The 23,653-nt window shown below is 69.3% G+C and carries 21 protein-coding genes; 10 read left to right on the top strand and 11 right to left on the bottom strand.

Going from position 1 to position 23,653, the window contains the following annotated elements; all coding sequences use genetic code 11:
- Positions 1–600 (bottom strand): M57 family metalloprotease (locus tag AC16DP_RS20890; RefSeq protein ID WP_483956832.1); only part of this gene is annotated, 600 nt, incomplete at its 3' end.
- Positions 601–949: 349 nt separating this feature from the next.
- Here AC16DP_RS20890 and AC16DP_RS20885 point away from each other — a divergent pair.
- Both AC16DP_RS20885 and AC16DP_RS20880 read left to right on the top strand, forming a co-directional pair.
- Positions 950–2,113 carry a DUF6068 family protein gene (locus AC16DP_RS20885; protein WP_329735154.1) on the top strand — a complete coding sequence of 388 codons (1,164 nt, stop codon included), beginning with the start codon at positions 950–952 and terminating at the stop codon, positions 2,111–2,113.
- Between the two features lie 196 nt (positions 2,114–2,309).
- The gene (locus AC16DP_RS20880; RefSeq protein ID WP_329735153.1) at positions 2,310–3,929 is read left to right on the top strand and encodes a glycine--tRNA ligase; all 1,620 of its coding nucleotides are present in this window, start codon (positions 2,310–2,312) and stop codon (positions 3,927–3,929) included.
- 102 nt (positions 3,930–4,031) lie between these two features.
- On the opposite strand, the gene AC16DP_RS20875 is transcribed toward AC16DP_RS20880, so the two are convergent.
- Both AC16DP_RS20875 and AC16DP_RS20870 read right to left on the bottom strand, forming a co-directional pair.
- Positions 4,032–4,949 carry a methyltransferase domain-containing protein gene (locus AC16DP_RS20875; RefSeq protein WP_329735152.1) on the bottom strand — a complete coding sequence of 306 codons (918 nt, stop codon included), beginning with the start codon at positions 4,947–4,949 and terminating at the stop codon, positions 4,032–4,034.
- 114 nt (positions 4,950–5,063) lie between these two features.
- Positions 5,064–8,255: a bifunctional cytochrome P450/NADPH--P450 reductase gene (locus AC16DP_RS20870; RefSeq protein ID WP_329735151.1), complete on the bottom strand. Its 3,192-nt coding sequence runs from the start codon at positions 8,253–8,255 to the stop codon at positions 5,064–5,066.
- 89 nt (positions 8,256–8,344) lie between these two features.
- Here AC16DP_RS20870 and AC16DP_RS20865 point away from each other — a divergent pair, with 89 nt between their 5' ends.
- The 3 genes from AC16DP_RS20865 (at position 8,345) to AC16DP_RS20855 (ending at position 12,297) form a co-directional block, all read left to right on the top strand.
- Entirely contained in the window at positions 8,345–8,965 is a 621-nt protein-coding gene (locus AC16DP_RS20865; protein WP_329735150.1) for a TetR/AcrR family transcriptional regulator, read from the top strand.
- 310 nt (positions 8,966–9,275) lie between these two features.
- The gene (locus AC16DP_RS20860; protein WP_329735149.1) at positions 9,276–9,977 is read left to right on the top strand and encodes a hypothetical protein; all 702 of its coding nucleotides are present in this window, start codon (positions 9,276–9,278) and stop codon (positions 9,975–9,977) included.
- A 115-nt stretch (positions 9,978–10,092) separates the two neighbouring features.
- The gene (locus AC16DP_RS20855; RefSeq protein ID WP_329735148.1) at positions 10,093–12,297 is read left to right on the top strand and encodes a hypothetical protein; all 2,205 of its coding nucleotides are present in this window, start codon (positions 10,093–10,095) and stop codon (positions 12,295–12,297) included.
- A 48-nt stretch (positions 12,298–12,345) separates the two neighbouring features.
- On the opposite strand, the gene AC16DP_RS20850 is transcribed toward AC16DP_RS20855, so the two are convergent.
- Both AC16DP_RS20850 and AC16DP_RS20845 read right to left on the bottom strand, forming a co-directional pair.
- A complete protein-coding gene (locus tag AC16DP_RS20850) occupies positions 12,346–12,681 on the bottom strand; it encodes a hypothetical protein (RefSeq protein ID WP_329735147.1) in 336 nt (111 codons plus the stop codon).
- 227 nt (positions 12,682–12,908) lie between these two features.
- Positions 12,909–13,664 carry a post-COAP-1 domain-containing protein gene (locus AC16DP_RS20845; protein ID WP_329735146.1) on the bottom strand — a complete coding sequence of 252 codons (756 nt, stop codon included), beginning with the start codon at positions 13,662–13,664 and terminating at the stop codon, positions 12,909–12,911.
- Between the two features lie 354 nt (positions 13,665–14,018).
- Between AC16DP_RS20845 and AC16DP_RS20840 the strand changes: the two genes are divergently transcribed.
- The 4 genes from AC16DP_RS20840 (at position 14,019) to galK (ending at position 17,431) form a co-directional block, all read left to right on the top strand.
- Positions 14,019–14,441: a hypothetical protein gene (locus tag AC16DP_RS20840; RefSeq protein ID WP_329735145.1), complete on the top strand. Its 423-nt coding sequence runs from the start codon at positions 14,019–14,021 to the stop codon at positions 14,439–14,441.
- A 121-nt stretch (positions 14,442–14,562) separates the two neighbouring features.
- Positions 14,563–15,018, top strand: coding sequence for a hypothetical protein (locus tag AC16DP_RS20835; protein WP_329735144.1), 456 nt, complete (start codon positions 14,563–14,565; stop codon positions 15,016–15,018).
- 183 nt (positions 15,019–15,201) lie between these two features.
- On the top strand, positions 15,202–16,266 hold the full coding sequence (locus tag AC16DP_RS20830) for an aldose epimerase family protein (RefSeq protein ID WP_329735143.1): 1,065 nt from the start codon (positions 15,202–15,204) through the stop codon (positions 16,264–16,266).
- A gap of 28 nt (positions 16,267–16,294) precedes the next feature.
- Positions 16,295–17,431, top strand: coding sequence for a galactokinase (gene galK, locus AC16DP_RS20825; RefSeq protein ID WP_329735142.1), 1,137 nt, complete (start codon positions 16,295–16,297; stop codon positions 17,429–17,431).
- A gap of 72 nt (positions 17,432–17,503) precedes the next feature.
- Here galK and AC16DP_RS20820 read toward each other — a convergent pair whose 3' ends face one another.
- From AC16DP_RS20820 to AC16DP_RS20800, 5 genes are all read right to left on the bottom strand, one after another.
- The gene (locus AC16DP_RS20820) at positions 17,504–17,944 is read right to left on the bottom strand and encodes a hypothetical protein (protein WP_329735141.1); all 441 of its coding nucleotides are present in this window, start codon (positions 17,942–17,944) and stop codon (positions 17,504–17,506) included.
- Positions 17,945–18,053: 109 nt separating this feature from the next.
- A complete protein-coding gene (locus tag AC16DP_RS20815; RefSeq protein ID WP_329735140.1) occupies positions 18,054–19,451 on the bottom strand; it encodes a 2-oxo acid dehydrogenase subunit E2 in 1,398 nt (465 codons plus the stop codon).
- A 345-nt stretch (positions 19,452–19,796) separates the two neighbouring features.
- Positions 19,797–20,399: an antibiotic biosynthesis monooxygenase gene (locus AC16DP_RS20810; RefSeq protein WP_329735139.1), complete on the bottom strand. Its 603-nt coding sequence runs from the start codon at positions 20,397–20,399 to the stop codon at positions 19,797–19,799.
- A 30-nt stretch (positions 20,400–20,429) separates the two neighbouring features.
- On the bottom strand, positions 20,430–21,176 hold the full coding sequence (locus AC16DP_RS20805; RefSeq protein ID WP_329735138.1) for a type 1 glutamine amidotransferase domain-containing protein: 747 nt from the start codon (positions 21,174–21,176) through the stop codon (positions 20,430–20,432).
- 114 nt (positions 21,177–21,290) lie between these two features.
- Positions 21,291–22,280: a LysR family transcriptional regulator gene (locus AC16DP_RS20800; RefSeq protein WP_329735137.1), complete on the bottom strand. Its 990-nt coding sequence runs from the start codon at positions 22,278–22,280 to the stop codon at positions 21,291–21,293.
- 203 nt (positions 22,281–22,483) lie between these two features.
- Between AC16DP_RS20800 and AC16DP_RS20795 the strand changes: the two genes are divergently transcribed.
- Positions 22,484–23,227, top strand: coding sequence for a DUF481 domain-containing protein (locus AC16DP_RS20795; protein WP_329735136.1), 744 nt, complete (start codon positions 22,484–22,486; stop codon positions 23,225–23,227).
- A 52-nt stretch (positions 23,228–23,279) separates the two neighbouring features.
- Here the strand turns inward: AC16DP_RS20795 and AC16DP_RS20790 are convergent.
- The coding region (locus AC16DP_RS20790) for a CAP domain-containing protein (RefSeq protein WP_483956831.1) at positions 23,280–23,653 on the bottom strand (374 nt) is incomplete at its 5' end.

Raw genomic sequence — 23,653 nt, 5'->3', positions numbered from 1 at the left:
GCCGCAGCTGATGGCGCGGTTGTAGTAGTCCGAGTGACGGAAGCCGATCGCGTGGCCGAGCTCGTGGGTGATGACGTGCTCGTTCACGTCCACGCTGTAGGTGTTCAGGCCGGTGCCGATGTTGATGGTGCCGTAGGGCTTGCCGCCCGAGGGGAAGCCCGCGGAGCCGCCGGTGCCGGACATGGTCTGCGCGGTGATGTTCGCGCTGCAGCCGGTGGTGGGGCCGCGCGCCATGGTGAAGCTGAGCCCCAGGCCATTGTAGTTCTGGATGGCCAGGTCGAGGCCCTGGCTCAGGCGGGCGTAGCTGTTGAAGGTGGAGGTGGGGTTGATGCAGATCTTCGTCACGGTGGTGCTGACGAGGTTGGTCGTCCGGTACTGCTCCGCGCTCTCCTTGCCGGGCTGGAGCATCTCGCGGGAGGCCTCGAGGGTCACGTGAGCGTCACGCCCCACGTACACGGCATCCTCGACGACCATGATGTCATCGGCCGGAAAGCCGGCCTGGACCAGGTTGGAGACGATCTCCTGGTTCTCCACCTGAGGATCGACACCGCAGCCAACGAGAGCAACACCGGCCAGCAACGCCATGGAAAGCTTGCGCATGGGGGCTTCCTTTTCGGGGGACGACGGGGTTGGGCGCCGCCGCCTGGGGGTCCAGCCGCGGCCGCGCGTCCCGTTCCCTGAGCAACCCTCGGACCAACCCATGGACACACCGGAAATCAGGGACTTGGTTGGTGGGTCAATATTCTCCCTGGTGCACGGATGCACCCGTTGGCCTGGGACAGCATGTAAAGCACGCTGACGTTTGCTGCTGAAACAATTGCGGCATCAACTAGTTGCGCGCGCGACACCCGGACTGTCCGAATCTCGGACGGGGTGCCCTCGCCTCGGACAGGGGGGGGCGCTCGGACAGTTCACCCGGTGAATACACTCCCGGTGTATCAAGTCTCACATGCATATGCGCCACTCCACACTCCCCCTCGCCGCGCTGCTGGGCGCGGCCCTGTCCTTCCTCCCGGGCTGCGAGAGCACGAAGTCGAGCGGCCCCTCTCCCTCCGACACCCCGTCCCAGGAGCCCGCCTCCATGCAGACCGCTGACGCCTGGAAGCGCGCCCGCGTGGGCGACCGGGTCACCTACACCTTCTCCGCGAGCCAGGGCGGCGCGCGCGCCCTCGGCGGTCAGTTGACGCTGGAGGTGGTGGCCGTGCAGCAGCCCTGGGTCTGGGTGCGCGTGGCCTTCACCGACGAGGCCGGCAAGCCCCTGGCCCACCCGCGGCTGGCGCAGGACCTCCTGCTGCCGGTGCGCGCGGACACGACGCGCACGCTCGACGTGCCCCACACGGGCGAGGCCTCCGCCGAGAAGCCCTCCAGCGCGGGCCGCACCTGGGAGGCCACGCGCTACGTCAGCGACCAGCGCCCCGTGGACGGCCCCCTGCGCACGCGCGTGTACGCCAACGAGCCGGGCCCGCTCTACCTCACCCACGGCCTGCTCGAGGCGAGCACCGAGACGGCGGGCTTCCACGTCCTGGCCGGCCTCAAGCTGTCGCTGCGCGAGTTCCGCGAGGGCTCGGCCGGTGCCACCGCCCCCGTGCCCGCGCTGGAGCGGCCCCTGGGCCCGGGCGCGTACTACGACCGGGACGTGAACGTGGCCCCCTCGCCGGGCGTGCAGCGCGTGTGCTTCTCCGCCGAGCGCGGCTACCTGCTGCGCACCGAGGGCCCCGTGGACGCCAACGCCGCCCCCTGCTCCGACTTCTCCCAGGCGGAGCCGGAGCCCCTCGAGGAGGCGCTGTTGAGCCTGCCCCTGGATGTGCTGGGCTCGGGCGATTGGCCTCCCGCCTCCGCCGCGTCCGGCACCCGGGGCACCTTCACCGCGGAGGGCCGGAGCGTGCCCGCCATCACGGAGCAGAGCACCGAGAACGTCGAGGGCACCCAGCGCGCCTTCTCGCAGACCTACGCGGCCGATCCGTGGGCCCCGGGGCTGGCGGGCCTGCCGTATGAGGCGCGCTTCCTGCCGCTCGCCAGCGCCACCGAGCGCGTGGCCGCCGGGGGCAAGCGCGAGCCCGAGGGCGGCACGCGGCTGGTGAAGTGGGGCTCGTGGCTCGGCGGCCAGAAGTAGGGTCCGCCGTCTGGGGATCCTGAAGCTGCTCGGCCCCAGGCGCGCCCTGGGGCCGATGTCCCAGACATTCCAGCACGCCAACAACTCCATGCGGTCGACGTTGGCGGTGCGTCTACGTCATCTCCTTCTGAGCCATTCCAACCGGTGTAGGCTGTCCGCCCCTCGCCACTCTGGCAGGTGAAGGAGCGATACACCGATGGCCGCGCAGACGATGGAGCAGTTGGTTTCCCTGTGTAAGCGCCGGGGATTCATCTTTCCTGGCTCGGCGGTCTACGGCGGTCTCCAGGGCACCTATGACTACGGTCCGCTCGGCGTCGAGCTGAAGAACAACCTCAAGCTCGCGTGGTGGCGCGCCAATGTCTGGGAACGCGAGGACATGGAGGGGATCGACGCGGCGATCCTCATGAACAAGCTGACCTGGCGCTACTCCGGCCACGAAGAGACCTTCGTGGACCCGATGGTGGACTGCAAGGCCTGCAAGATGCGGTGGCGCGCGGATCAGATCTCCGGCAAGTGCCCGAACTGCGCGTCCACGGAGCTCACCGAGCCGCGTCCGTTCAACCTGATGTTCAAGACGCAGATCGGACCGGTGCCGGATCCCGAGTCTTTCTCGTACCTGCGGCCCGAGACGGCGCAGGGCATCTTCGTCAATTTCAAACACGTGCTCGACTCCACGTCGCGCAAGCTCCCGTTCGGCATCGCGCAGATTGGCAAGGCGTTCCGCAACGAGATCACCCCGCGCAACTTCATCTTCCGGGTCCGCGAGTTCGAGCAGATGGAGATCGAGTTCTTCGTCCGCCCGGGCGAGGACGAGGCGTGGCACGAGAAGTGGGTGGAGGATCGGATCAACTGGTGGCTGTCGGTGGGCCTGTCCCGGCAGAACCTCGAGCCGTACCACCAGAAGCCCGAGGAGCTGGCCCACTACGCCAAGGCGACGGTGGACCTGCTCTACCGCTTCCCGCACGGGCTGGAAGAGCTCGAGGGCATCGCCAACCGCACCGACTATGACCTGGGCTCGCACAGCAAGGACCAGGGCGCGCTCGGGTTGAGGGCGCGTGTCAGCCCCAATTCGCACAGCACCGACAAGCTCACGTACTTCGACCCCGAGACGAAGCAGCACGTGGTGCCCTTCGTGATCGAGCCGTCGGCCGGCGTGGACCGCGGGGTGCTCGCGCTCCTGAGCGAGGCCTACGCGGAGGAGCAGGTGAAGCCCGCTCCGGCCGAGCGCCTGAAGCCGGTGGAAGAGGCGCTCGCCACGTTCCTCAAGTCGGTGGGCCGCAACGAGAAGATTCCGGCCCAGGCCAAGGAGGCGCTCCTGGCCGAGGGCGAGCGGATTGCCCAGGCGGTGGGCGAGCGGCTGCCGTCCATCGCGGGGCTGCTGTCGATGCCCGGCGCGGAGAGCATCGAGGTGGCGAAGAAGCTGCGCGGCCAGGTGGATCCAGTGGTGGATGAGTTCTACCGGACGGTGCTGCACTTCAAGCCGCACCTGGCGCCCATCAAGGTGGCGGTGCTTCCGCTCAAGAAGAACAACCCGGAGATCGTCAGCACCGCGAAGAGCATCCGGAGGAAGCTCCAGTCGACCGGCTCGATGCGCATCGTCTACGACGACACCGGCGCCATCGGAAAGCTCTACCGGCGCCAGGACGAGATCGGCACGCCGTTCTGCATCACGGTCGATTTCGACACGATCGGGGAGGGGGATGCGGCGCACAAGAACACGGTCACCGTGCGCCACCGTGACAGCATGGCGCAGGAGCGCGTCGCCATCCCCGAGCTCGAGGCCTGGCTGCGGGAGAAGATGCAGTCCGGCGCATAGGAAGGACGGAGACCAGCGGAAGGCGATCCAATGCCATGTCGCCTTCCGTGACCTCGAGGGCCGCCCCTGCGAGCCGTTCCTCGTGGAGGAGCGCTTCGCCCGCTAGGCGCTGCGCAGCACCATCACATCCGCGAAGTCCAGGCGCTGGGGCGCGAGACACAGCGCCCCCTGCGTCACCTGCTCGAGGAAGTGCTCGCCATAGTCGTGGCGAGGGCCCGAGGCGTACACGGTGATGTCCCGGTTGCGCGCGATACCGCCCAGCACCCGGGCCACCGCGTGCGCCACTTCCCCCCAGAAGGGGAAGAACAGGTAGAAGGCGGTGCCGTCCGACAGGTCCACATCGCGGACATCCGCGTGGATGAACTCCAGGTTCGGCAGCGCGAAACGCTCGGCGGTGCGGCGCGCGGACTCGACGTACGTCTGGCCGTACTCCACGCCCTTGACGCGGGCCGCGGAGCTCGCGGCCACGGTGATGGCGAACTTCCCGTTGCCGCAGCCGAGGTCGTAGACCGTGTCGCGCTTGCCGGGATTGATGAGGGAGAGGAAGTCGGAGATGCGGTGGGCCCGCGAGGCCAGGTTCACCTGACCGAACGGCGGCCGGTTCTGGCCGGTGGTGATGCGGGAGATGCGCAGCAGGCCCTCGAGCCAGTCATCCGCCCCCGTGCTCGCGCGGTCCACGGCCTCGGTGAAGCCGAACCCTTCCCACCGCTCCCGGAAGTGCGCCGCCGAGAGGGCTCCCGTTCGGAGCTGCAGGGCGACGTCATCTCCGGCCGTATCCAGCGCCTCGGTCACCGAGAGGGCACGCGCCTCCAGGGCCACCCAGAGGGCCTGGAGCTCCGGACGCGCCTGCACATCCAGGAGGAGCAGGTCCGGCTCCACGTTCTCCTTCACGAAGGAGAACCGCTCGAAGAGCTCCCACAGCGCGCCCAGCTCCAGCGTGCGCAGGTCCTTCGTGTCCAGGAGGGTCTCGGCGCGCTCGACCCACCAGGGCGCGGCACGTGGGGCAGGGGAGGTGGGCATGCACCCAGGGTGTCAGAGCGCCCAGCCCCTGTCCAAGACGCGCGCGCCCGGCCCGGCGCTTTCCTCGCGGGCCCGCCCGCCCTCCTGGCGAGCCCATCGAGGGTCCGGCGTGGGTCACGTGAAGACGTCGGAAACGAGCCGCCCCTGCTTCTCCCATTCCGAGAGCCATTGCGAGGCTTCTTCCGCGGAGCAACCCACGGTCTCCTGGTGGAGCCTCGCGAGCGTCTCCCGGACCGCGGGCGCCATGCGCTGGCCATCCCCGCAGATGAAGAACAGGGCTCCCTGGGCGAGCAGTGCCTTCACCCGCTCGCGTTCCTTCCACAGCCGGTGCTGCACGAACGTGACGTCCCCGTCGGGCTGGCGGAAGAAGGCGGGCAGCACCGTCACCACTCCCTCCTGCTCCCACTTCACCAGCTCGTCCCGGTAGAGGAAGTCCACGTCCGGGTGGTCGCAGCCGAAGAAGAGCAACGCCGGCCCGGCCGCCTCTCCGCGCGCGTGGCGCAGGGCCCGCTCCTGGAGGAAGCCCCGGAAGGGCGCCAGTCCCGTGCCCGCGCCCACCAGGATGATGGGCGTGGCGTTCGAGGCGGGCGGGTGGAAGGGCACGTTCGGCGTGCGCACCGCGACCGCGGCCTGCTCCCCGGGGCGCAGCCGCGCGAGGTAGCTCGAGCACGTGCCGTGGAAACGGCCCCGGCCGGACCAGGCCTCCGCGTCCACCACCGCCACCGTCAACGTGCAATGCGTGGCACCCGCCAGCGGCGACGAGGACACCGAGTACTGCCGCACGCGCATGGCCGGCAGCAGCTCGAGGAAGTCTCCGAAGGACAGGATGCACGAGTCGTACTGCTCCAGCAGATCCAACACGCTCACGCGCTTGTCGAGGATCTCCTTCTTGTACCGCTCGGCATCCTGGGCCAGGGCGGCCAGGTGCATGGCGTGCGGCGGGCACGGGTTCTTCTCCGCCAGCCGCTCCAGGTCCTTGCGCGTGGCCGGGGCGGACAGCTCCACGTGCCGGCCCAGCAGCTCCTGCACCGACAGGGGCCTGCCCGTGGGGAGCGACGAGGCCTGAGCACCCCGCGTCGAGCGCAGGACGACGGCGGCATCCGTGCGCACCCCGAAGCGGCGCGCGGCCCGCTCCACCAGCTCCGGGTGGTTCTCCGGCAGCACGGCGAGGTAATCGCCCGCCGCGTACGTCACGCCCTCGGGCAGCTTGAAGACGAGGTGCCGCTTGGAGCGGCCGAACGGTGACGTCATGTCGACGAGCTCGCGGTTCTCCACCACCGTCGCCAGCTCGAGCTTGTTCTGCCTCACCAGCTCCACGCTGGCCGACGGCACCACCTCCACCGTGAAGAGCGGACCGGACGCCACCTGCCGCGAGGTCACGCCGAGCGCCGTGCCCACGTCCTCCCAGAAGGGCGCGTACCAGTGCTCGAACTCCCCGAAGAAGTCGGCTCGCGCATCCGCCTCGCCGCGCGCGAGCAGCCTCTGGGCCCCCGCGGCGCTCAGCCGCTCGTCGATGTGCCGGGGGATGGCCTGGTAGGTGTCACCCCAGTCCTTGTTGCCGCAGCCGAACACGGCGTAGCGCACGCCCTTCAACGAGCCCTCGGGGAGCTGGGACACCCACGCGTGGAACGCGCGCGCGTTGTCCGGCGGCTTGCCGTTGTAGGAGGCCGTCACGATGAAGACCGCGCCCTCCCTGGGCAGCTTGCCGGTGTACTCGTCCAGGGGCGCCACCCTCGCCGAGTAGCCGCGCGCGAGCCCATCACTCGCGATGCGCCGGGCGAACGCCTCGGAGGCGCCCGAGTTGGAGCCGTAGAGCAGCAACAGGGGCGTGCCATGCGCCGCCGCCTTCTCCGATGGCTGGGACACGGGCGCCGCGGGCGCGGGGCGGGGCGTGGGCCGGGGCCCGGCGGGACGGGAGGCCGGCTTGCGCTCGCGGACGCGCAGCTTGAGGCCGTCGGGCTTGAGCGTGAGCGTCTCGCGGATCCGCAGCGTGTACGGCTCGGGCTCGGAGAGGTGGAAGCGCTGCAGCATCATGCCGAGCACGAGCGTGGCCTCCTGGAGCGCGAACGCCCGGCCGATGCACGCGCGCATCCCGTTGCCGAAGGGCTTCCACGCGTGCGGGGGGATGCTGTCGCGCACCTCGGGGGCGAAGCGCTCCGGGTCGAAGCGCTCCGGGTCCTTCCACACGGCCGGGTCGCGGTGCAGCATGGGAATGAGCACCAGCAACGCATCGTCGGGCCCCACGGGGTAGCGCCCTCCCAGGAGGGTGTCGTGGGCCTTGGCGTGCAGGCTGAAGGCCGGCGCGGTGGGCCACAGGCGCAGCGTCTCGCGCAGAACCTGATCGATGTACTGGAGCTGGGAGACCTGCTCGAAGCGGGGCGTCTCCGAGCCGAAGACCCGGTCCACCTCGGCCTGGGCCTTCTGGAGCACCTCGGGGTGGTGGAGCAGGTAGTAGAGGGCGAAGGACAACAGGCCGCTCGTCGTCTCGTGGCCCGCGATGAGGAAGGTCACGAGCTGGTCGCGGATGTTGGTGTCATCGAGCCTCTCGCCAGTGAGGGGATCCACCGCCTCGAGCATGAGGCTCAGGATGTCGCGGGGGGCCTCGTCGGGCCGGAGGGCCCGGCGCTTCTCGATGAGCTGCTGGGTCAGCTCGCGCAGGTAGCCGGTGTCGGTCTCGAACTGGCGCCGGGTGCGCACCATGAGCTGCGTCTGCACGGGCAGGCGCCGGGTGCGGTTGCCGGCCTCCTCCAGGGCGCGCACCATGGAATCCACGAAGGGGTGCAGCTGGGTCTGGTAGAAGGAGTTGAAGCGGAAGGAGAAGCCGCACAACGCGATGGTGTCGAGCGTGAGCCGCGTCATGTCGTCGGACACGTGGATGTCCGTCTCGGGTCCGAAGCGCGCCCAGCGGGTGAGCATCTGGTCCGCCACGTCGAGCATGCCGTCGTGGTAGTTGCGCATGGCCGCGGGGCTGAAGGCGGGCATCAACAGGCGGTGGGCCTTGCCCCACTTGGGATCCTCGTTGTCCACGGTGAAGAGGCCTTCACCTCCCAGGGCGCGCAGCTGCTGGAGCGCCTGGGTGACCATCTTCTCGAAGCGCGTCTCGTCACAGGCGTCCGCCACCAGCTCGTACGAGCCGAGCACCCGGATGGAGGCCCCCGGGAAGGACAGCCGGAAGATGGGCCCGAGCTCGCGCGCGAGCTTCATCATGTTCTGCAGGGGCGTCTCGGAGCCCAGATCGGGCGCGTTCCCCAGGAGGGGGCGAGGACGGGGCTGGGGAATGGTCGTGGACAGGGCGGGCTTGCTCATGGGAATCCAGGGGGACAGGCCCTCATGAATAGTGCTCCGCTCGCGAGAGCGAAATTCGCATTGGGCTCACATTTTGGAGACGCGGGGACATGAGCAAGCGCAACCGGTCCACCCCTCGGAAACGGCCCCTTCAGGAGCGGTCGAAGGCGACGGTGGAGACGATCCTGGAGGCGGCGGCTCACGTTCTGGTCACCTCCGGCTACGAAGGCACCACCACCAAGGCGGTCGCCGAGCGGGCAGGCGTGAGCATCGGCTCGCTCTACCAGTACTTCCCGAGCAAGGAGGCGCTGGTGGCCATGCTGCTCGAGCGTGTGCACCAGCGGGCCCTGGCGGTGCTCGCCGACAAGCTGGTGCCCCATCCGATCACGGATCTGGAGCTGGAGGTGCGTGAGCTGGTGCGGGTCCTGGTGGAGTTCCACGGGGAGAATCCGCGCCTGCAGCGGGTCCTCCTGGAGCAGGCGCCTCGCCTCGGCCCCCTTCAGGCCGTCCAGGAGATCGAGGCGCGCGTGGAGTCGCTGGTGCAGACCGTGCTCGCCCAGAACCTGGAGCTCGAGAAGCCGCGCAACCTGGGGCTGGTGGTCTTCATCATCATCCGGGCCCTGCGCAGCGCGGTGTGGGCCACGGTCGTGGAGCGGCCCGAGCTGATGGGCACCCCCGAGCTCGTGGAGGAGCTGAGTAAGCTCGTCCTGGGCTACCTGCGGCCGCGGTGACGCGCCGGCCCTCTACCCCGTCACCAGCAGCCGGAGCCCGTAGGCGTCATGGCGGCGGCCCTGACCTATCACCCGGCGTGCCCCGGGCTCAACCGGGTGGGGAGCGCTGCTGTCGGGCCGGAGGGCTCGTTCGACATGTCGGCGCGTCTGCTTCGACGTGTCGGTACAGCCTGCTTCGCCGTGTCGAATCAGGTCTCGAGCGGCCCTCCCCAGAGGGAAAGCCGCGAGCGCTCGCCTGTCCGCCCGCTGGTACGCAGCTTGCTCATGTCTGGCGTCGGGCACACCAGCCCCCAAACAACAGGAGCAGAAAATGAAGAGTCTGAACGCTTGGGTCCTGTCCGCCGCCGTTGTCTCCAGCTCCGCCATGGCCGCTCCCAGCAATGATGTCGCGCTGAAGAATCATCTGGGCGCGCAGCTGACCGTCTTCGCCCGGGCGCTGCAGGATGGCCACGCGGAGACCGTGAAGGGCGTGATCTCGCAGCAGCTCATCAGCCGGATTGCCTACCGGGGTTCGGCGGCGACCTTCGAGGAGAACCTGGAGGCCTTCGTGTCCCGCGAGCAGACCAAGCTCGCCCGGGAGGTGGGCAACGTGTACGCGCTCCATGACGGCTTCACGGTCACCGCCCTGGACGTGGAAGGGGACGTGGCCGCGGCCTCCATCGCGGTCGACGGCCGGCAGCTGCCCAAGCCGTTCTACTTCGTGCGCGAGCAGGGGAGCTACAAGCTCAACATCATCCGGCCGCTGGGCATCGCGGAGCAGGGCGGCTACACCACCTACGACGTGAAGAACGAAGACAACGTGACCCGGACCTTCGCCTGCAGCAACTGCAGTGGCGGCAGCATCGCGGCGTTCGGGACTCGCAGCGTGAGCTGCTACAACTCCTGCCCGACCTACTTCGACGGCACGTGGTTCACGGTGGGGAGCAGCGGCCGGACGGACTGCGACTACAACACCTTTGGTTGGGACCTGTTCATCCGTGGCGGCCTGCCGGTGTGCGGCAGCCCCTGCTAGGAGCCCGGGGCCGGAAAGACTGACATGGGTTCAACCGGGGGCCTCAGGGCCCCCGTGTCGTCTCGTTCACCTGCACCACCGTATTTCTTCCACAGTTCCTTCGAGGGGGGGACACATGAATCCGAGGCGGGGCCATCACCTGTTGTTGCTCTCATGGCTGTGTTTGTCCAATGCACTCGTGGCCTGCAGCGGCGAGCCCCTGGGTGACACGCGGGTCGGCTGCTCCTGCGTGTGCCGGGCCTGCACCATCCAGGACCGGCGCAACGATGATGGCAACTGTACGGGCACCTCGGTGCAGATACCGTCCGTGACGACCTGCGCCGCGAGCTCCAGCCCGACCGACATCTCCAACGCCTGCGAGGACGCGTGTTCGGACATCGCCGGCTACCAGGTGAGTGTCTGTTTCGGGGAGTCCTGTCCGGGCTGGTTCCCCATCTGGGCGAGCCGCCCCGAGACGTGTAGTTCCCTGGGGCCCGTCACCTCCATCGTTGAAGGAGGCTGCGGAGAGGACGGGCCGATGAACACTCCCACGCGGGACTCGGCGTCCGCCCTGGTCCGGTCCGAGAGCTCCGTGGCCCACATCGCGCTCGGGGAGGAGCTCGCGGCCTTCACCCCGGCGGGAACGGTCTCCTTCGCGGGCGGCTACTGCGCCACGCCGCCCTGCCCCGTGGTGCTCCAGGGCGTTCAACTCGGCTCCGCTGGCGCCTTCCAGGTGGGGAAGTCCACCGTGAGCGGCCTGGGCATCTTCAACACCGCGCCGGTGCAGGGCAACCTCTCGCCGGACGGCTCGCTCCAGTTCTTCGTCCTGCCACCGTTCGATGCCTCGGCCACCATCGATGGGCACTTCATCTCCCGCCGCGCCCAGCCCACCGCCTTGCGCGGCCACCTGTTCCCGGATGGCACGCTGCGGTTGACCGGGCAGATCGCCCTCGAGGGGGGCAGTGCCACCTTCGACCTGAGCACCCGTGTCGACGACTCGGCGCCCATCGTGCGCATCGACAGCCCCTCGCGTGGAGAGTGTGGCCACCCCGTCCGCCTGTCCGCCGGGCAGAGCTTCGATCCCGACGGCGACGCGCTCGTCTCCTTCGAGTGGGCCGAGGAGTTCCAATCCGGACCGCCCCAGCCGCTCGGCTCCGGGCCGATCCTGGACATCACCTTGCCCCTGGGCCACCACATGCTGAGCGTCACGGTGACGGACTCGCGCGGACGCGCCATGACGAGCTTCACCGGGGTGACCATCGCCGACACCCTGCCGCCGGAGATCCGCGAGACCCAGGTGACTCCCGTCTGCCTCTGGCCGCCCGCTCACGGCCTGGCGGCCTTCACGGTGGGTGGGGAAGTGCTCACCTCGGTGGTGGATGCGTGCGATGCCTCGCCCACGGTGATCTTCGAGTCCGTGACGTCCAGTCAGCCCGCGGACGGCACCGGCGATGGTTCCACGGCGGTGGATGCCGCCGTCCTCCCGGGCGGCGAGTCCCTGTGCCTGCGTGCGGAGCGCGCCGGCTCGGAGCGTGCCGGCCGTACCTATCGCGCGAGCCTGGAGGTCTCCGATGCGTCGGGGAACAGCGCGCACGGGGAGGTGCTCGTCGAGGTGCCGCATGACCAGCGCCCGTCCGAGCGTTGCCGCGAGGTGACGCCCGCCGCGTGTGAGCTGGCGCCTGCCTCCACGAGCACTTCCGCGCCCCGGCCGCCGGAGACTCCGTTGCCGCCGGAGGAGGAGGGTGCCCGCGGCTGCCAGGCGGCGGGGGGCTCGGGATTCGGGGCCGCGTTGCTGGCGGTGATGGCGGTGCTCTCCCGTGGCCGCCGCTGCGGGGTGCTCGCCCTGGTGGCGCTGGTGCTGTCGGGTTGCCAGGGACCGGACGGCGGAGCTCCCTCCGCGGAGAACCAGCCGCTGGACACCTGCCTCCCGGGTTGGTGGACGACGACCGCTGGCTCCTGCCGCATCGAGCCGGCCTGCGACCATCCCTCCTCCGAGGAGCTGCGGGCCGCGTGCGCCGCCTCCGACTGCATCTCCGTCACCGTCACGGGCTACCGCCCCGCGAGCGGAGCGGGGGGCGCGGGCTTCTACCAGGGGACGGCCATTGGCTCGGAGTCCGCGCGTCGGTTCTGCGCGCGTGACGTGTTCAACGGGACCTGGAGTGTGTCCTCCGCCGAGGCGATCTCCGTCACCTTCGGCGGTAGCCAGCAGCAGGTGACGGCCCGGTGCTCCGCCTCCTCGGCCACGGTCTCCGGCCTCGGCCGCCGCCGGGTGTCCGAGGCCCTCGCGAAGGCACTGGACGCGCGGGCCGCGAGTGGCGACTGGAACGGTTGCGCCTACTGACGACGGCCGCCGGGCTCCCGCGATGAGGCGGGAGCCCGGTGTTCCCCTTCAGGGGCAGGCGTCGTTCAGATCGGAAGTGCCATTGCCGTTGGCATCCAGGTCCGTCCGCACCTGCTCCAGCGCGAGGGTGCGCGAGTTGAGTCCCGGAGACAGCAGGGTGGCCTCGGCCTCCAGGCGACTCTCCGCGACGAGGGTGGCTCCCTGGTAGTACCCCACCGTCACCTGATACGGCGTCTCCGGCAACAGGCCCACGGACTCATCGCAGACGATCCGCACGGCCGCCACCGTACTCCCGGTGGTGACCTGGACGGCACCGCAGGGTCTCAGCGAGCCGTCCACCCGCAGGCGCACGGCCACGTAATCCCCACAGCGTGGCGCCACCATGGAAGGGGAGGGCACCGTCAGCGCGAGTGTCGCCCCCCCACCTCCGCACGAGGCCAGCAAGAGTCCCGCGGACAGGGTCAAGGCCCGGCACGGGCGAGGGGGGGAATGCCATCCGGAAAGCGTTTCGGGTTCGCGCATCGCTCTGTCTCCTTGGCCGTGGGTGCCGGCCACCTGCTCCCGGGTGATGCTCGGGGCGTGCCAGGGGACACCCGCCCGTCCCCTGCACCTCACAGTGGCAGCAGGGTGACGTTGCCGCCCTCCAGCGGCGCGTCGAAGCGGTAGCCGGTGTCGAGCACGAGCCGGATGGACCCGCCCTTCCCGGTGCTGCCATCCGTCAGCTCGAGCCGGAACGTGTGTCCGGGCTCGTGGTTCACGGTGCACGTGCCGGAGACGGTGGCGGTGCCCTCCGACGAGCCGAACGCCTTCAGCTCCGCGCTGTGCAGCGTCAGTCCGAGCGCGTGGTCCTGGAAGGTGAGGTGGCCCACCGGCCGGGCGGCACCCGGCGCCAGCTGTACCTCCACGCCGAAGGTGGCCTTCTTCCGCGCGAGCCCCGCATGGCCACCGCCCATCACCATTCCAGGGGTATTCACCACCGTGAAGGAGCGCGTGACGGTGGTGGCGTTGCCCAGCCCATCCCTGGCGGTGACGAGCAGGGTGTGCTCCCCGGGCATCAACCCGGCGAGCGCCTCACCGGAGGTGACCGGCGCGCCATCGAGCGTGGCCGTCAGCTCCGCGACGCCGCTCCACGCGTCCTCGGCGCTGAACTCGATGCGCTGCGTGCCGTAGGGGTAGGCCTCCGGCAGGGGCCACGAGACGGAGATCGCCGGAGCGTCCGCATCCACCCGCACCTGTGCCGTGAACTCCTCTCCGAAATCCCCACCGCGCGCATCCGCCTTCGTCATCCTCAGCCGGAGGGGATACAGGCCGCTCACCGCGGGGGACACGAGCGGAACGTCGAACGTCTTGAATGTCTTGAAACGCATCTATGTCCTCATCGACCGCGCGCACGATTCCACCGGCCCATCTGTCAGACTGGAGCTGCCAGACGAGCGCCTGAGGTTTCGTACGTGTTGGAAAGGCGCGGCATCTCACTCATGCTCGTGCGGGCAGAAGGTGCCAAGACCCGTTTTCCTTGTGAAGCGTGAAATTCTGCGTCAACGCCCGTCCAGGTGTTGCCCGTGGTTTCGGCGGGCCCCGACGGTGCGCGTGGCATGTATTTCAAAGGCAGAAGCCGCTGACGCGGCGGTCCCCGGCGAGCTGCACGGCACGTAACCTCGACAAGGGTGGGAGGACGCCTCCATACTCTCCGGCTCAAACCGTTACCCCCGAGGTTCGACATGAGCCATGGAGATGTAGACCAACTCGACGCCCCCCCCCCGATCTCCGCCGAGCTGCGCGCGAAGATCCTCTCGGACCCGAACGTGGCGAAGATGGCCGCGGAGCTGGAGATGGACCTGGAGGTGTTCGTCAACACCGTCGGGTACTACATGAACAACCCGGGCATCGAGCCCGCGTTCCTCGTCGTCAGCGACGAGAACCTGAAGAAGATGGGCGTCGAGCCGCCCACCGCCGAGGCCCTCGAGGCCAACGTGCGCGCCAGCGTCGAGGCCTTCAAGGCCGGCCAGGCCCCGAGCGGTTTCGATGACGCCCGCAAGAAGACCGTGGACCTGGCCGCCGAGGGTGGCCAGCCCGTGGCGGCCAAGGCCGATCCCGGCCTCGACGACGCGGTGAAAAAGGGCCGGACCAACGTAAAGCCCTGATTTCACTGGGTTTTTCGCGGGGAAATTCAGAAAAAAATAGGCCACACGCAACATCCCACCGCTGCCCGCGATAACTCCTTCAACGTAGCAATCAACCAATCCACACAAAAGAGAGTGCGCCATGGGCTTCATCAAGAGCATTGGGAAGGCTTTCAAGGGCATCACTGACTTCGCGAAGAAGGCGGTTGGCTTCGCCAGCAAGATCCTCAACGGTCCGCTGGGCCAGATCGCCTCGTTCATCCCGGGCGTGGGTCCGTTCATCGCGGGCGCCCGGAAGATCGTCGGCATCGCCGACGGCGTCCTCAACGGTGGTGGCCTCAAGGGCATCATCGGCGGCCTGGTCGGCAACCTCGGCGGCGGTCTGCTGGGCAAGGCCGGCTCGCTCCTGAGCAAGACGGGCCTCGGCGCCGCCATCGGCCTGGGCTCGCAGACGAACAGCACGGGCGGCGTGCTCGACCTGGTCAAGGGTTTCATGAGCTCCCGCAAGGGCGACACGTCGCCTCTGGCGCAGGGCGACAAGTACAACCTGGGCCAGTTCGCGGCCTTCCAGGTCGCCAACCTGCTCAAGGCCGCCTGATCCGGTCCGGCTCTTCGCTTCACTTCAAGGGGTGCACGCTCACGGGCGTGCGCCCCTTTTGTGCTTTTGGGGTGACGCGCACTCTGGTGGCTGTTCGACCGTTTCCCGTGGACCTCCCTGTTTCCCCCCAGGGCTCCACTTCCCGCGTGGTATGACGCCCGCCCTTTCATGTCAGGAGGCGTCGTGGAACGGACCCCCTTCGGTACGGCCCCAGGCGGACAGCCCGTGGAGGTCTACACCCTCACCAACAGGCAGGGGGTGGAGGCGCGGGTCACCAACTACGGTGGAATCATCCTCAGCCTGCGTGTGCCGGACCGGAACGGCCGTTTCGACGACGTGGTGCTGGGCTACGACGCGTTGGCCGGCTACCTGGCGGAGTCTCCGTATTTCGGCGCGCTGATCGGCCGCTATGGCAACCGCATCGCCCGGGGCCGCTTCACGCTCGATGGCCAGTCCTACACCCTGGCGACGAACAATGGCGTGAACCACCTGCACGGCGGGCTCGAGGGCTTCGACAAGGTGGTGTGGAGCGCGAAGCCGTTCGAGAACGAGCAGGGCCTGGGGCTCGTCCTCACCTACGTCAGCCCCGACGGCGAGGAGGGCTACCCGGGCACCTTGACCGCGACGGTCACCTATACGCTGACCGGCGATGACGCGCTCGTCTTCGACTACCACGCCACCACCGACAAGGCGACGCCGGTCAACCTCACGCAACACAGCTATTTCAACCTGGCCGGAGACGGGAAGGGCGACATCCTGGGCCATGTCGTCACGATCAACGCGGACCGCTTCGTCCCGATCGATCCGACGTCCATTCCCCTCGGCGAGCTCCGCGACGTCACGGGGACGCCGTTCGACTTCCGGCGGCCCACGGCCATTGGCGCGCGCATCCGCCAGGAGGACGAGCAGCTGCGCAACGGGCTGGGCTATGACCACAGCTTCGTGCTCGACAAGGGGGGCAAGGCCGGCGAGCTGACGCTGGCCGCGCACGTCCTGGAGCCCACCACCGGCCGCGTGATGGAGATCCACACCACCGAGCCGGGCATGCAGTTCTATTCCGGCAACTTCCTCGACGGCACGCTGAAGGGGAAGAAGGGCGCGGTCTACCACCACCGCTACGGCTTCGCGATGGAGACCCAGCACTTCCCGGACTCTCCCAACCAGCCCTCCTTCCCCTCGACGATTCTGCGCCCCGGCGGGCACTACCGCTCGCGCACCGTCTACAGATTCTCCGTCTCGGGTTCGTGAACCCCGGCCTTCTCCCTCTGGTGAAACGATGACGCTCCGCGAACAGGTCGAGCAGGATTTCCGCAAGCGCTTCGGCGTGGCCCCCACCGCGGTCATACGGGCTCCGGGCCGCGTCAACCTCATCGGTGAGCACACCGATTACAACGACGGCTTCGTGCTCCCCATCGCCATCGACCGCGAGGTGTGGATCGCCCTGCGCCCGCGTGATGACCGCCGTGTCGCCGTCCACTCGCTCGACTACGGCGCTTCGCTCTCCTTCGAGCTCGGGCCTCTCTCCCATGGCGGCTCGGACTGGTCGGAGTACGTGAAGGGGGTTGCCTGGGCGCTGCAGGAGGCCGGTCACACCCTCGAGGGGTGGGAGGGCGTGATGAGCGGCGAGGTGCCGCGCGGCGCGGGCCTCTCGTCCTCCGCCGCCGTGGAGCTGGCCGTGCAGCGCGCCTTCGCCACCGTGAGCGGGCTGCCGTGGAAGCCCTCCGAGATGGCGCTGCTCGGCCAGAAGGTCGAGAACAAGTGGATCGGCGTCAACTCGGGGATCATGGACCAGATGATCGTCGCGGGAGGCCGCGAGGGCCACGCGCTGCTCATCGACTGCCGCAGCCTGGAGCTTCAGCCCGTGCCCGTGCCCGCGGGCGCCGTGGTGGTGGTGCTCGATACGGGGACCCGCCGCGGGCTGGTGGACTCCGCCTATAACGAGCGCCGGAGCCAGTGCGAGGAGGCCGCGCGGTTCTTCGGCGTCAAGGCGCTCCGCGACGTCGACGCGCGGACCTTCTCGGCGCGCCAGAACGAGCTGGAGCCGCTGGTTCGCCGCCGCGCGCGGCACGTCATCACCGAGAACGACCGCACCGTGCAGGCCGCCGAGGCCATGCGGGCCGGAGATCTCACGCGGTTGGGCAAGCTGATGGATGCCAGCCATGACAGCCTGCGCGACGACTTCGAGGTCACCAACGACGCGCTCAACACCATCGTGACGCTGGCGCGGGCGCAGCCGGGCTGTTTCGGAGCCCGCATGACGGGCGCTGGCTTCGGCGGCTGCGCGGTGGCCCTGGTCGCCCCCGAGCGGTCCGAGGCGTTCGTGCGAACCGTCAGTGAGAAGTACACGCAGGCCACGGGGAACACGCCGCAGTGCTACGTGTGCCAGGCCGCGGACGGGGCGAGCGTCGTCTGACGCTCGCGGTCACCGCCTCGATGGTCTGGCTTCAGCAGCCCCTCGAGGACGTGGTGCTGGATGACTCACCCCTCAGTCCGCCGTGAGCCGCACTCGAGCCGGGCGAGCAGCGCGTCCAGGGTCGTGTGGCGCGCGTCCGGCTCGGAGGCCAGGTCCCGCGGCACGGCGTCGCGCACGGTGCCGGGGACCCGCGAGCCGCGGGGGGCCGCTGGCCGAATTGAGCGCCACCTCCCGGTCCAGGTCCGGGTCATGCGCGGCGAAGACGACTCCCATGCCTCCCTCGCCCACGCGGCGCAGCAGCACGTATCGTCCCACGTGCGCCCCCGGCCCCGGCGTCAGCGGCGCCAGGGACTCCAGCTCCGCCCCGAAGCCCACCCCACCCCGGAGTCCCGCCGCCACCGCGCAGCAGGCCTCGCATCCATCCAGGTGGGCCTCGAGCCCCGCCACGGCGTCCGTGGACAGGCGCCCCTGCTCCCACTCCAGCAGCTCGTTCTCGTCAGGACACGGAGTCATGAGAATGACCGTAAGGCCGTATAAGCCGGGAAATGTACTACACCCGGGAGACCCCGCTGAAACGAGGATGGTCACGTGTGGGGGGGGGACGCGGGGGATGCCGCGCCGTCTACAGGCCGTACCCGCTTTCGAGCAGCTCCTTCAAACGTCTGGAGAAGCGCGTGGCGGGAGCGCCATCCACGATGTCGTGGTCGATGCTGAGCGTCAGGCTCAAGTATTCGCGGACCTCGATGCGGCCATCGACGACTCCCGGCTTGCTGGCGATTCCGCCGAGGGTCAGCATGAGCGTCGGCGGGGCGAGCGGAATTCCCCAACCCCCGCCCTTCCCGAACATCCCCACGGAGGTCACTCCGACCGTCCCACCGAATTGTTTGAACCGGTGGGGGTTCTTCATGAGCAGGGACACGGTGGGGTTGAGCATGAAGTAGGGCAGGGACGTCATCACGGACAGCAGCCATGCCCTGGGCTTGTAGGGCTCTACCTCCGCCAGGCCTTTCGACTGTGCCGCGCGGATTTCCTCATGAATCTCCCGGAGGGTCTTCCGGTTCGCCGCGCGGACGATCAGGGGCATGATTATCTTCTGCCCGTTCTCTTCACGCTCCACCTCGGTCTGCACGTCCACGGCGTCGAAGACGATGAGCCGGCGCCTCCCCTGGCGGTAGGCCTGGACGCTCTTGTCCTCGTCGACCGCCTTGGCCAGACAGGTGATGACGAAGGCGGTGAAGGAGAGCGACTCCCCGGTCTTCTCCTTGTGCTCGCGGATGCGTTGCCGGGCCTGGGTCACATCCATGTCCATCAAGCCGTGAATCGTTCGCTTCTTCTGCGCATGGCGAACGACCTGGATGTACAGCTCCCGGATCCTGGGGAAGGGCTGGACCTGGTACGGGGCATGCGTCAGGGGTGGCTCCGCGAGACGCGCGAAGCGCCGGAGCGCCCGGGCCAGGACCCGGCCGGCCACGGCCCTGCCCACCGCCCTGCCCAGCCCGCCGCCCGGGAGAAGGGAGTGGATGCGGAGCGTCACCTCCGTCCCCCCCGTCCCGGGCTCGGGGCGAAAGCGCACCGAGCCCCGGTGCTCCGCGGCGGCATCGAGTGACTCCCAGCTCAAGAATTCGCCTGGACGGTCCTCCACGAACCGCGTGTCGAACTCCATGTCCCGTCCGATCTTCCAATGCAGGAGGTCCTCGCCCGCCGGGGTGATGACGGCCAGACCTTCCATGCACCGCGCCAGGGTCCGCGGCTCGCGAAAGAGGCGGTAGAGCTCCTGCGCGGGCTTGTGGAGGGTGATGCGGCGCTCGACGGCCTCGCGCTGCTCACGGCGGATGCCGGGCGTCCGTGAGGAGCGGCGGTATCCGCGCAGGCCTCCCACGAGCAGCGCACCACTGGCGAGGGCCATGGCCGCCCCACCCGGAGAGCGGCGCTTGAGGCCCGCCGTCAGGAGCGTCCCACCGAGCAGCGCGAGGGCCGCCCGTTCCACCTGTCCCCTCGGGTATGGCAACGCGGTAGCCATGCGGTCTCCTCCCCGGTTCCCCGGGCCACGTGGGTTCGTCCTGGCGCCCTGGGGGCTACGAAAAACCTGGGGCGGCCCGGCTTCGAGGACAACCATCGAGGCCGGGCGGGAACCTGGAGGGGCGGCTGAGTCAGGGGGGGAGGAGGGCGTCTCTCCGGCCGGCTGCTAGCGCAGCTCCTCGGAGAGGAGGGGAGTGCCCTCCAGCGCCCCCTCGCGTACGGCATGCCAGGGCGAGCTGAACAGCGAGCCTGAGCCGCGAACACACTTCATGGGCATGTGCGAGGTCTGCAAGGTCACCACCGGGCTGACGGGGCCGGCCGCGGCGAGCAGGCTTCCGTTTCCCGCTCAGGCGCTCCCGGGCCGTGGGTGGGGAGGCGGGGATGAGGCGTGGGGTGCCGGCGCCGGGTATATCCACCGGGCGAACCAGCGGGTGATGCGCGGCATGAGGACATAGGTCATGAGGAAGACCTCGATGACGATGGTGACGAGCAGCCGCAGCGGGCCCGGCGCTCCGGCGAGCACCAGCCCGACGAGCTGGCCGATGGACAGCACCAGCCCGTAGACCACGGCGATCATCACCAGGGCCATGCGGAAGCGGGAGGGCTGCGGGACGACGAGCCCCGGAGGAGGCGAGAACCAGAACTCGAGCCCGGTCATCTTCTCCCAGCGGGCGTCGGCCTCGACATGGTCGAGCACCTGCGCGAGGGCGCGGCGCCGCAGGTCGCTCTCCTCGAAGGCCCGCAGGTTGTCCAGGGAGTCGAAGCGGAAGACGCTCGTGTACTCACGGGGCCCGGTGGGCGGCGGCCGGTGCACGTTCGTCCCGAGGTACCCGGGAAGCGCCGAGGCCTCGTGGATGAGCCGCTCGAGCCACGCCTCGTACGCGGCCTCCCGGCCCGGCTTCACGCGGCGCGTGACGGCTACGGTCACTGCTTCTGCGGTGTTCGCCATGGCTTCCTCGCCCTCCCTTGCGGCGGTGGCCTAGCGGCCGAGCGCCTCGATGACGAGCCGCGCCGCCGCCGCTCCGGAGAACTGCTGCTGGCCGGTGACGAGCAGGCCGTCGCGCACCGCGAAGTCGCGGAACTGCTGGTCCACCACGAAGTTGGTGCCCTCGAGCTTCCGGGCCTCGTCCTCGATCCAGAACGGCTGGATGCGCTTGCCCACGAAGCCGTCCGCGAACTGCTCCTCGCTGTTGGCGAAGCCCGTCCAGGTCTTGCCCTTCACGAGCAGCTCCCCGCTCGACAGCTTCGTCTCCAGCAGCAGGCACGTGCCGTGGCAGACGAGCGCGGTCACCTTGCCCGCCTCGTAGAAGCGCGCGAGCAGGTTCTGCAGCTTCGTGTTCCCCCGGAAGGTGTACATGGGGGACTGCCCGCCGGTGACGAAGATGGCGTCGTAGTGCGCCACGTTGATGTCATCGATGCTCTTGGTGTCCTGGAGGAGCGCCAGGTGCTTCGGGGACTTCTTGAAGCCGAGCGAGAGGATGTCGTGCGCCGAGTAGCCGCTTGCGTCCTCGGGATCCGAGTAGCCGTCCGCCTGGAGCGCCCCGCCATCGGGGCTGCGGATCTCCACCTCGTAGCCGGCCTCGGAGAAGGCCCAGTACGGGTGGGTGAGCTCGGCCCACCAGAAGCCGATCGGCCAGCCCGTCGTCTTCGACGTGGACGGGTTGGCGGCGATCAGGAGAACCTTCTTCTTCTTGCCCGGCTGGGTGACGTTGATGTTGCCGCTCATGGTTTCGCTCCTCGTTCATGGACGCGTGGAGTGCGTCCTCGCGAAGCCAATATCGGCGGGGCGTGCGTTTCCGGCAATGCAATGGAATGGAAGTCGCTGTTGCAAACGGTGCAACTACGCGGACCGCTTGCGGGGCCGCTTCCGTGTCTGGCCCGAGGTCGGGTCCGAGGCATCGAGCCGCGTGCGGGGCGCGGAGTGCTGGTCGCCAGCGGCCTCGCGCGCGGCGCGCGTGAACACGTCCCGGAGGAAGCGGTGACTGGCGTCTCCATCGAAGCGGGGGTGCCAGACGAGGCTCAGCGCGTACGGCCGCAGCTCGGCGGGGACCTCCAGCAGCCGCAGTCCCAGCGCGGGCGCGAACTGCCGGGCGATGCGCTCGGAGATGGTCAGGACGTAGTCGGTCCGCGCGGCGAGCTGGAGCGCGGTCACGAAGTAGGGGACGGCACGGGCGACGTGGCGCGAGAGCCCCTTCTCGCGCAGGACGTCGTCGAGGTAGCCCCCGGGCCTTCCCCGCGGCGCCACCTGGATGTGGGAGAGGCTCACGAACTGCTCGAGCGGGAGCCGCTTGCCGACGGACGGATGGTCCGCCCGCACCACGCAGACGAAGCGGTCCGTGAGGAGCTGCCGGCTGCGCATCTCCTGCGGGAGGTCTCCGTAGATGCCCACGGCCAAGTCGGAGCCGCCGTCGCGCAGCATCACGGCATCATCGGGCGAGTTCGGCACGAAGCGGATGGAGACGCCCGGAGCCTCCTCGCGCAGGAGCCGGTCGACGACGAGCCCGAGCACCGTGAGCACGTAATCGGTGACGTGCACGACGAAGGTGCGCGCGAGCTGGCCCGGGGCGAAGGGCCGCTCGGGCTCGAGCGTCTGGCGGGCCTCGTTGACCACCGTGTGCACACGGGCCTTGAGCGCCTCGGCGCGCGGGGTGAGCACCATGCCCCGGCCGGAGCGGACGAGGAGGGGGTCTCCCAGGCGCTCGCGAATCCGGGCGAGCGCGTGGCTCATCGCCGGCGTGGAGAGGCCGACCCGCTGGGCGGCGCCGGTGACGCTGCCTTCCTGGAGCAGCGCATCGAGGGTCACGAGGAGGGCGAAGTCCGAGGGTTCCATGGGATGCAACGATGATGTGTTGTCGTTGCACTGGTCAATACGCCGTCCCCACCCCACGCTGGAGTCTCGCGCCGTTCGCGGGAGTCCCAGTGCACATGCCCTTCTTCCGGATGCTTCGCCGCTCTCTCCACCTCCTCGGTGTCCTCTGCTGTCTGTCCGCCGCGGTCTCGCCACGTTCGGTGTGGGCACAGGTGAACGCGGAGGTGCTGCGGCCGAACCCGCTTCGCGAGGGGCTGTCCGGTGGGCTGGATGGGACCTTCGCGCTGTCACGCGGGAACATCGAGCTGCTGGACATCGGCGGCGCGGCGCGCATCCAGTACCAGACGCTCCACCCGACGCAGCCGGCGCCGGAGGGGTCACCCGCGCCCCCGCCGTTCGTCGCGCAGCGCATCTTCCTCACGGGCAGCGGGCGCTTCGCGGACCGGGCGGGCACGCCCTTCATCAGCCAGGCGTTCGTCCACGCGCGGTGGACGGGGATGTGGCACGAGCGCGTCGGGAGCGACGTCTTCGCGCAGTACCAGTTCAACGCCTTCCTGCTGCTGCGGGGCCGCGCCGTCGCGGGCGCGGGGGTCCGCGTGGAGGCCGTGCACACGCCCGTGTTCATGCTGTGGGGCGGCAGCGGCTACATGTTCGAGCATGAGCTCATCCGCGTGCTCCCCGGGGCTTCCGATGCCCCGGAGACCGTGGATCACCGCTGGACGAACTACCTGACGGCGCGGCTCGCGCTCTTCGAGAACCGCTTGCTGCTGCAGAACACGGTGTACTTCCAGCCTCGCCTCGACGACTTCTCGGACTGGCGCTTCCTGGAGGAGCTCGAGGCGCTCGCGAGGGTGACGGAGGGCTTCGCGTTGGGCGCGACGTTGAGCGTCACGCGTGACAGCGCGCCGCCCACCGGAGTGAGGGACACGGACCTGCGGCTCGGCAGCACGGTCCGCTTCTCGTTCTAGCGGGGGGCGCGGTTCCCGGAGCCCTCGTGGGGCCTCGTCGAGCGCTGAGCCCTTACAGCGAGCCGAAGTCCTGCGTCCAGTAGTGCGCGTAGCTGCTGCCGGAGGCGCGGTAGTAGTACCCCACGCCCAGGTGCTTGAGGTTGGGGTTCATGATGTTGTTGCAGTGCCCGCTGCTGTTCATCCAGCTCGTCACCACCCCGCTCGGAGAGGTCTGCCCGGCGGCGATGTTCTCCGCCGCACTGCGGTAGGCGTAGCCCGCCGAGGTGATGCGCTGCCACGGCGTCGAGCCGTTGGAGCCCGTGTGGCTGAAGAAGTTGTTGAGGGCCATGTCCTTCGAGTGCTTGCGCGCGGCACAGCGCAGCCGCGAGTCCAGGGTGAGCGCGGGCGCCGGGGCCTTGTAGACGCCACCGCACGTGGCGCCCGCCG

The sequence above is a fragment of the Archangium sp. genome, from assembly GCF_057119385.1.
This window is presented reverse-complemented; position numbering and strand designations above follow the sequence as displayed.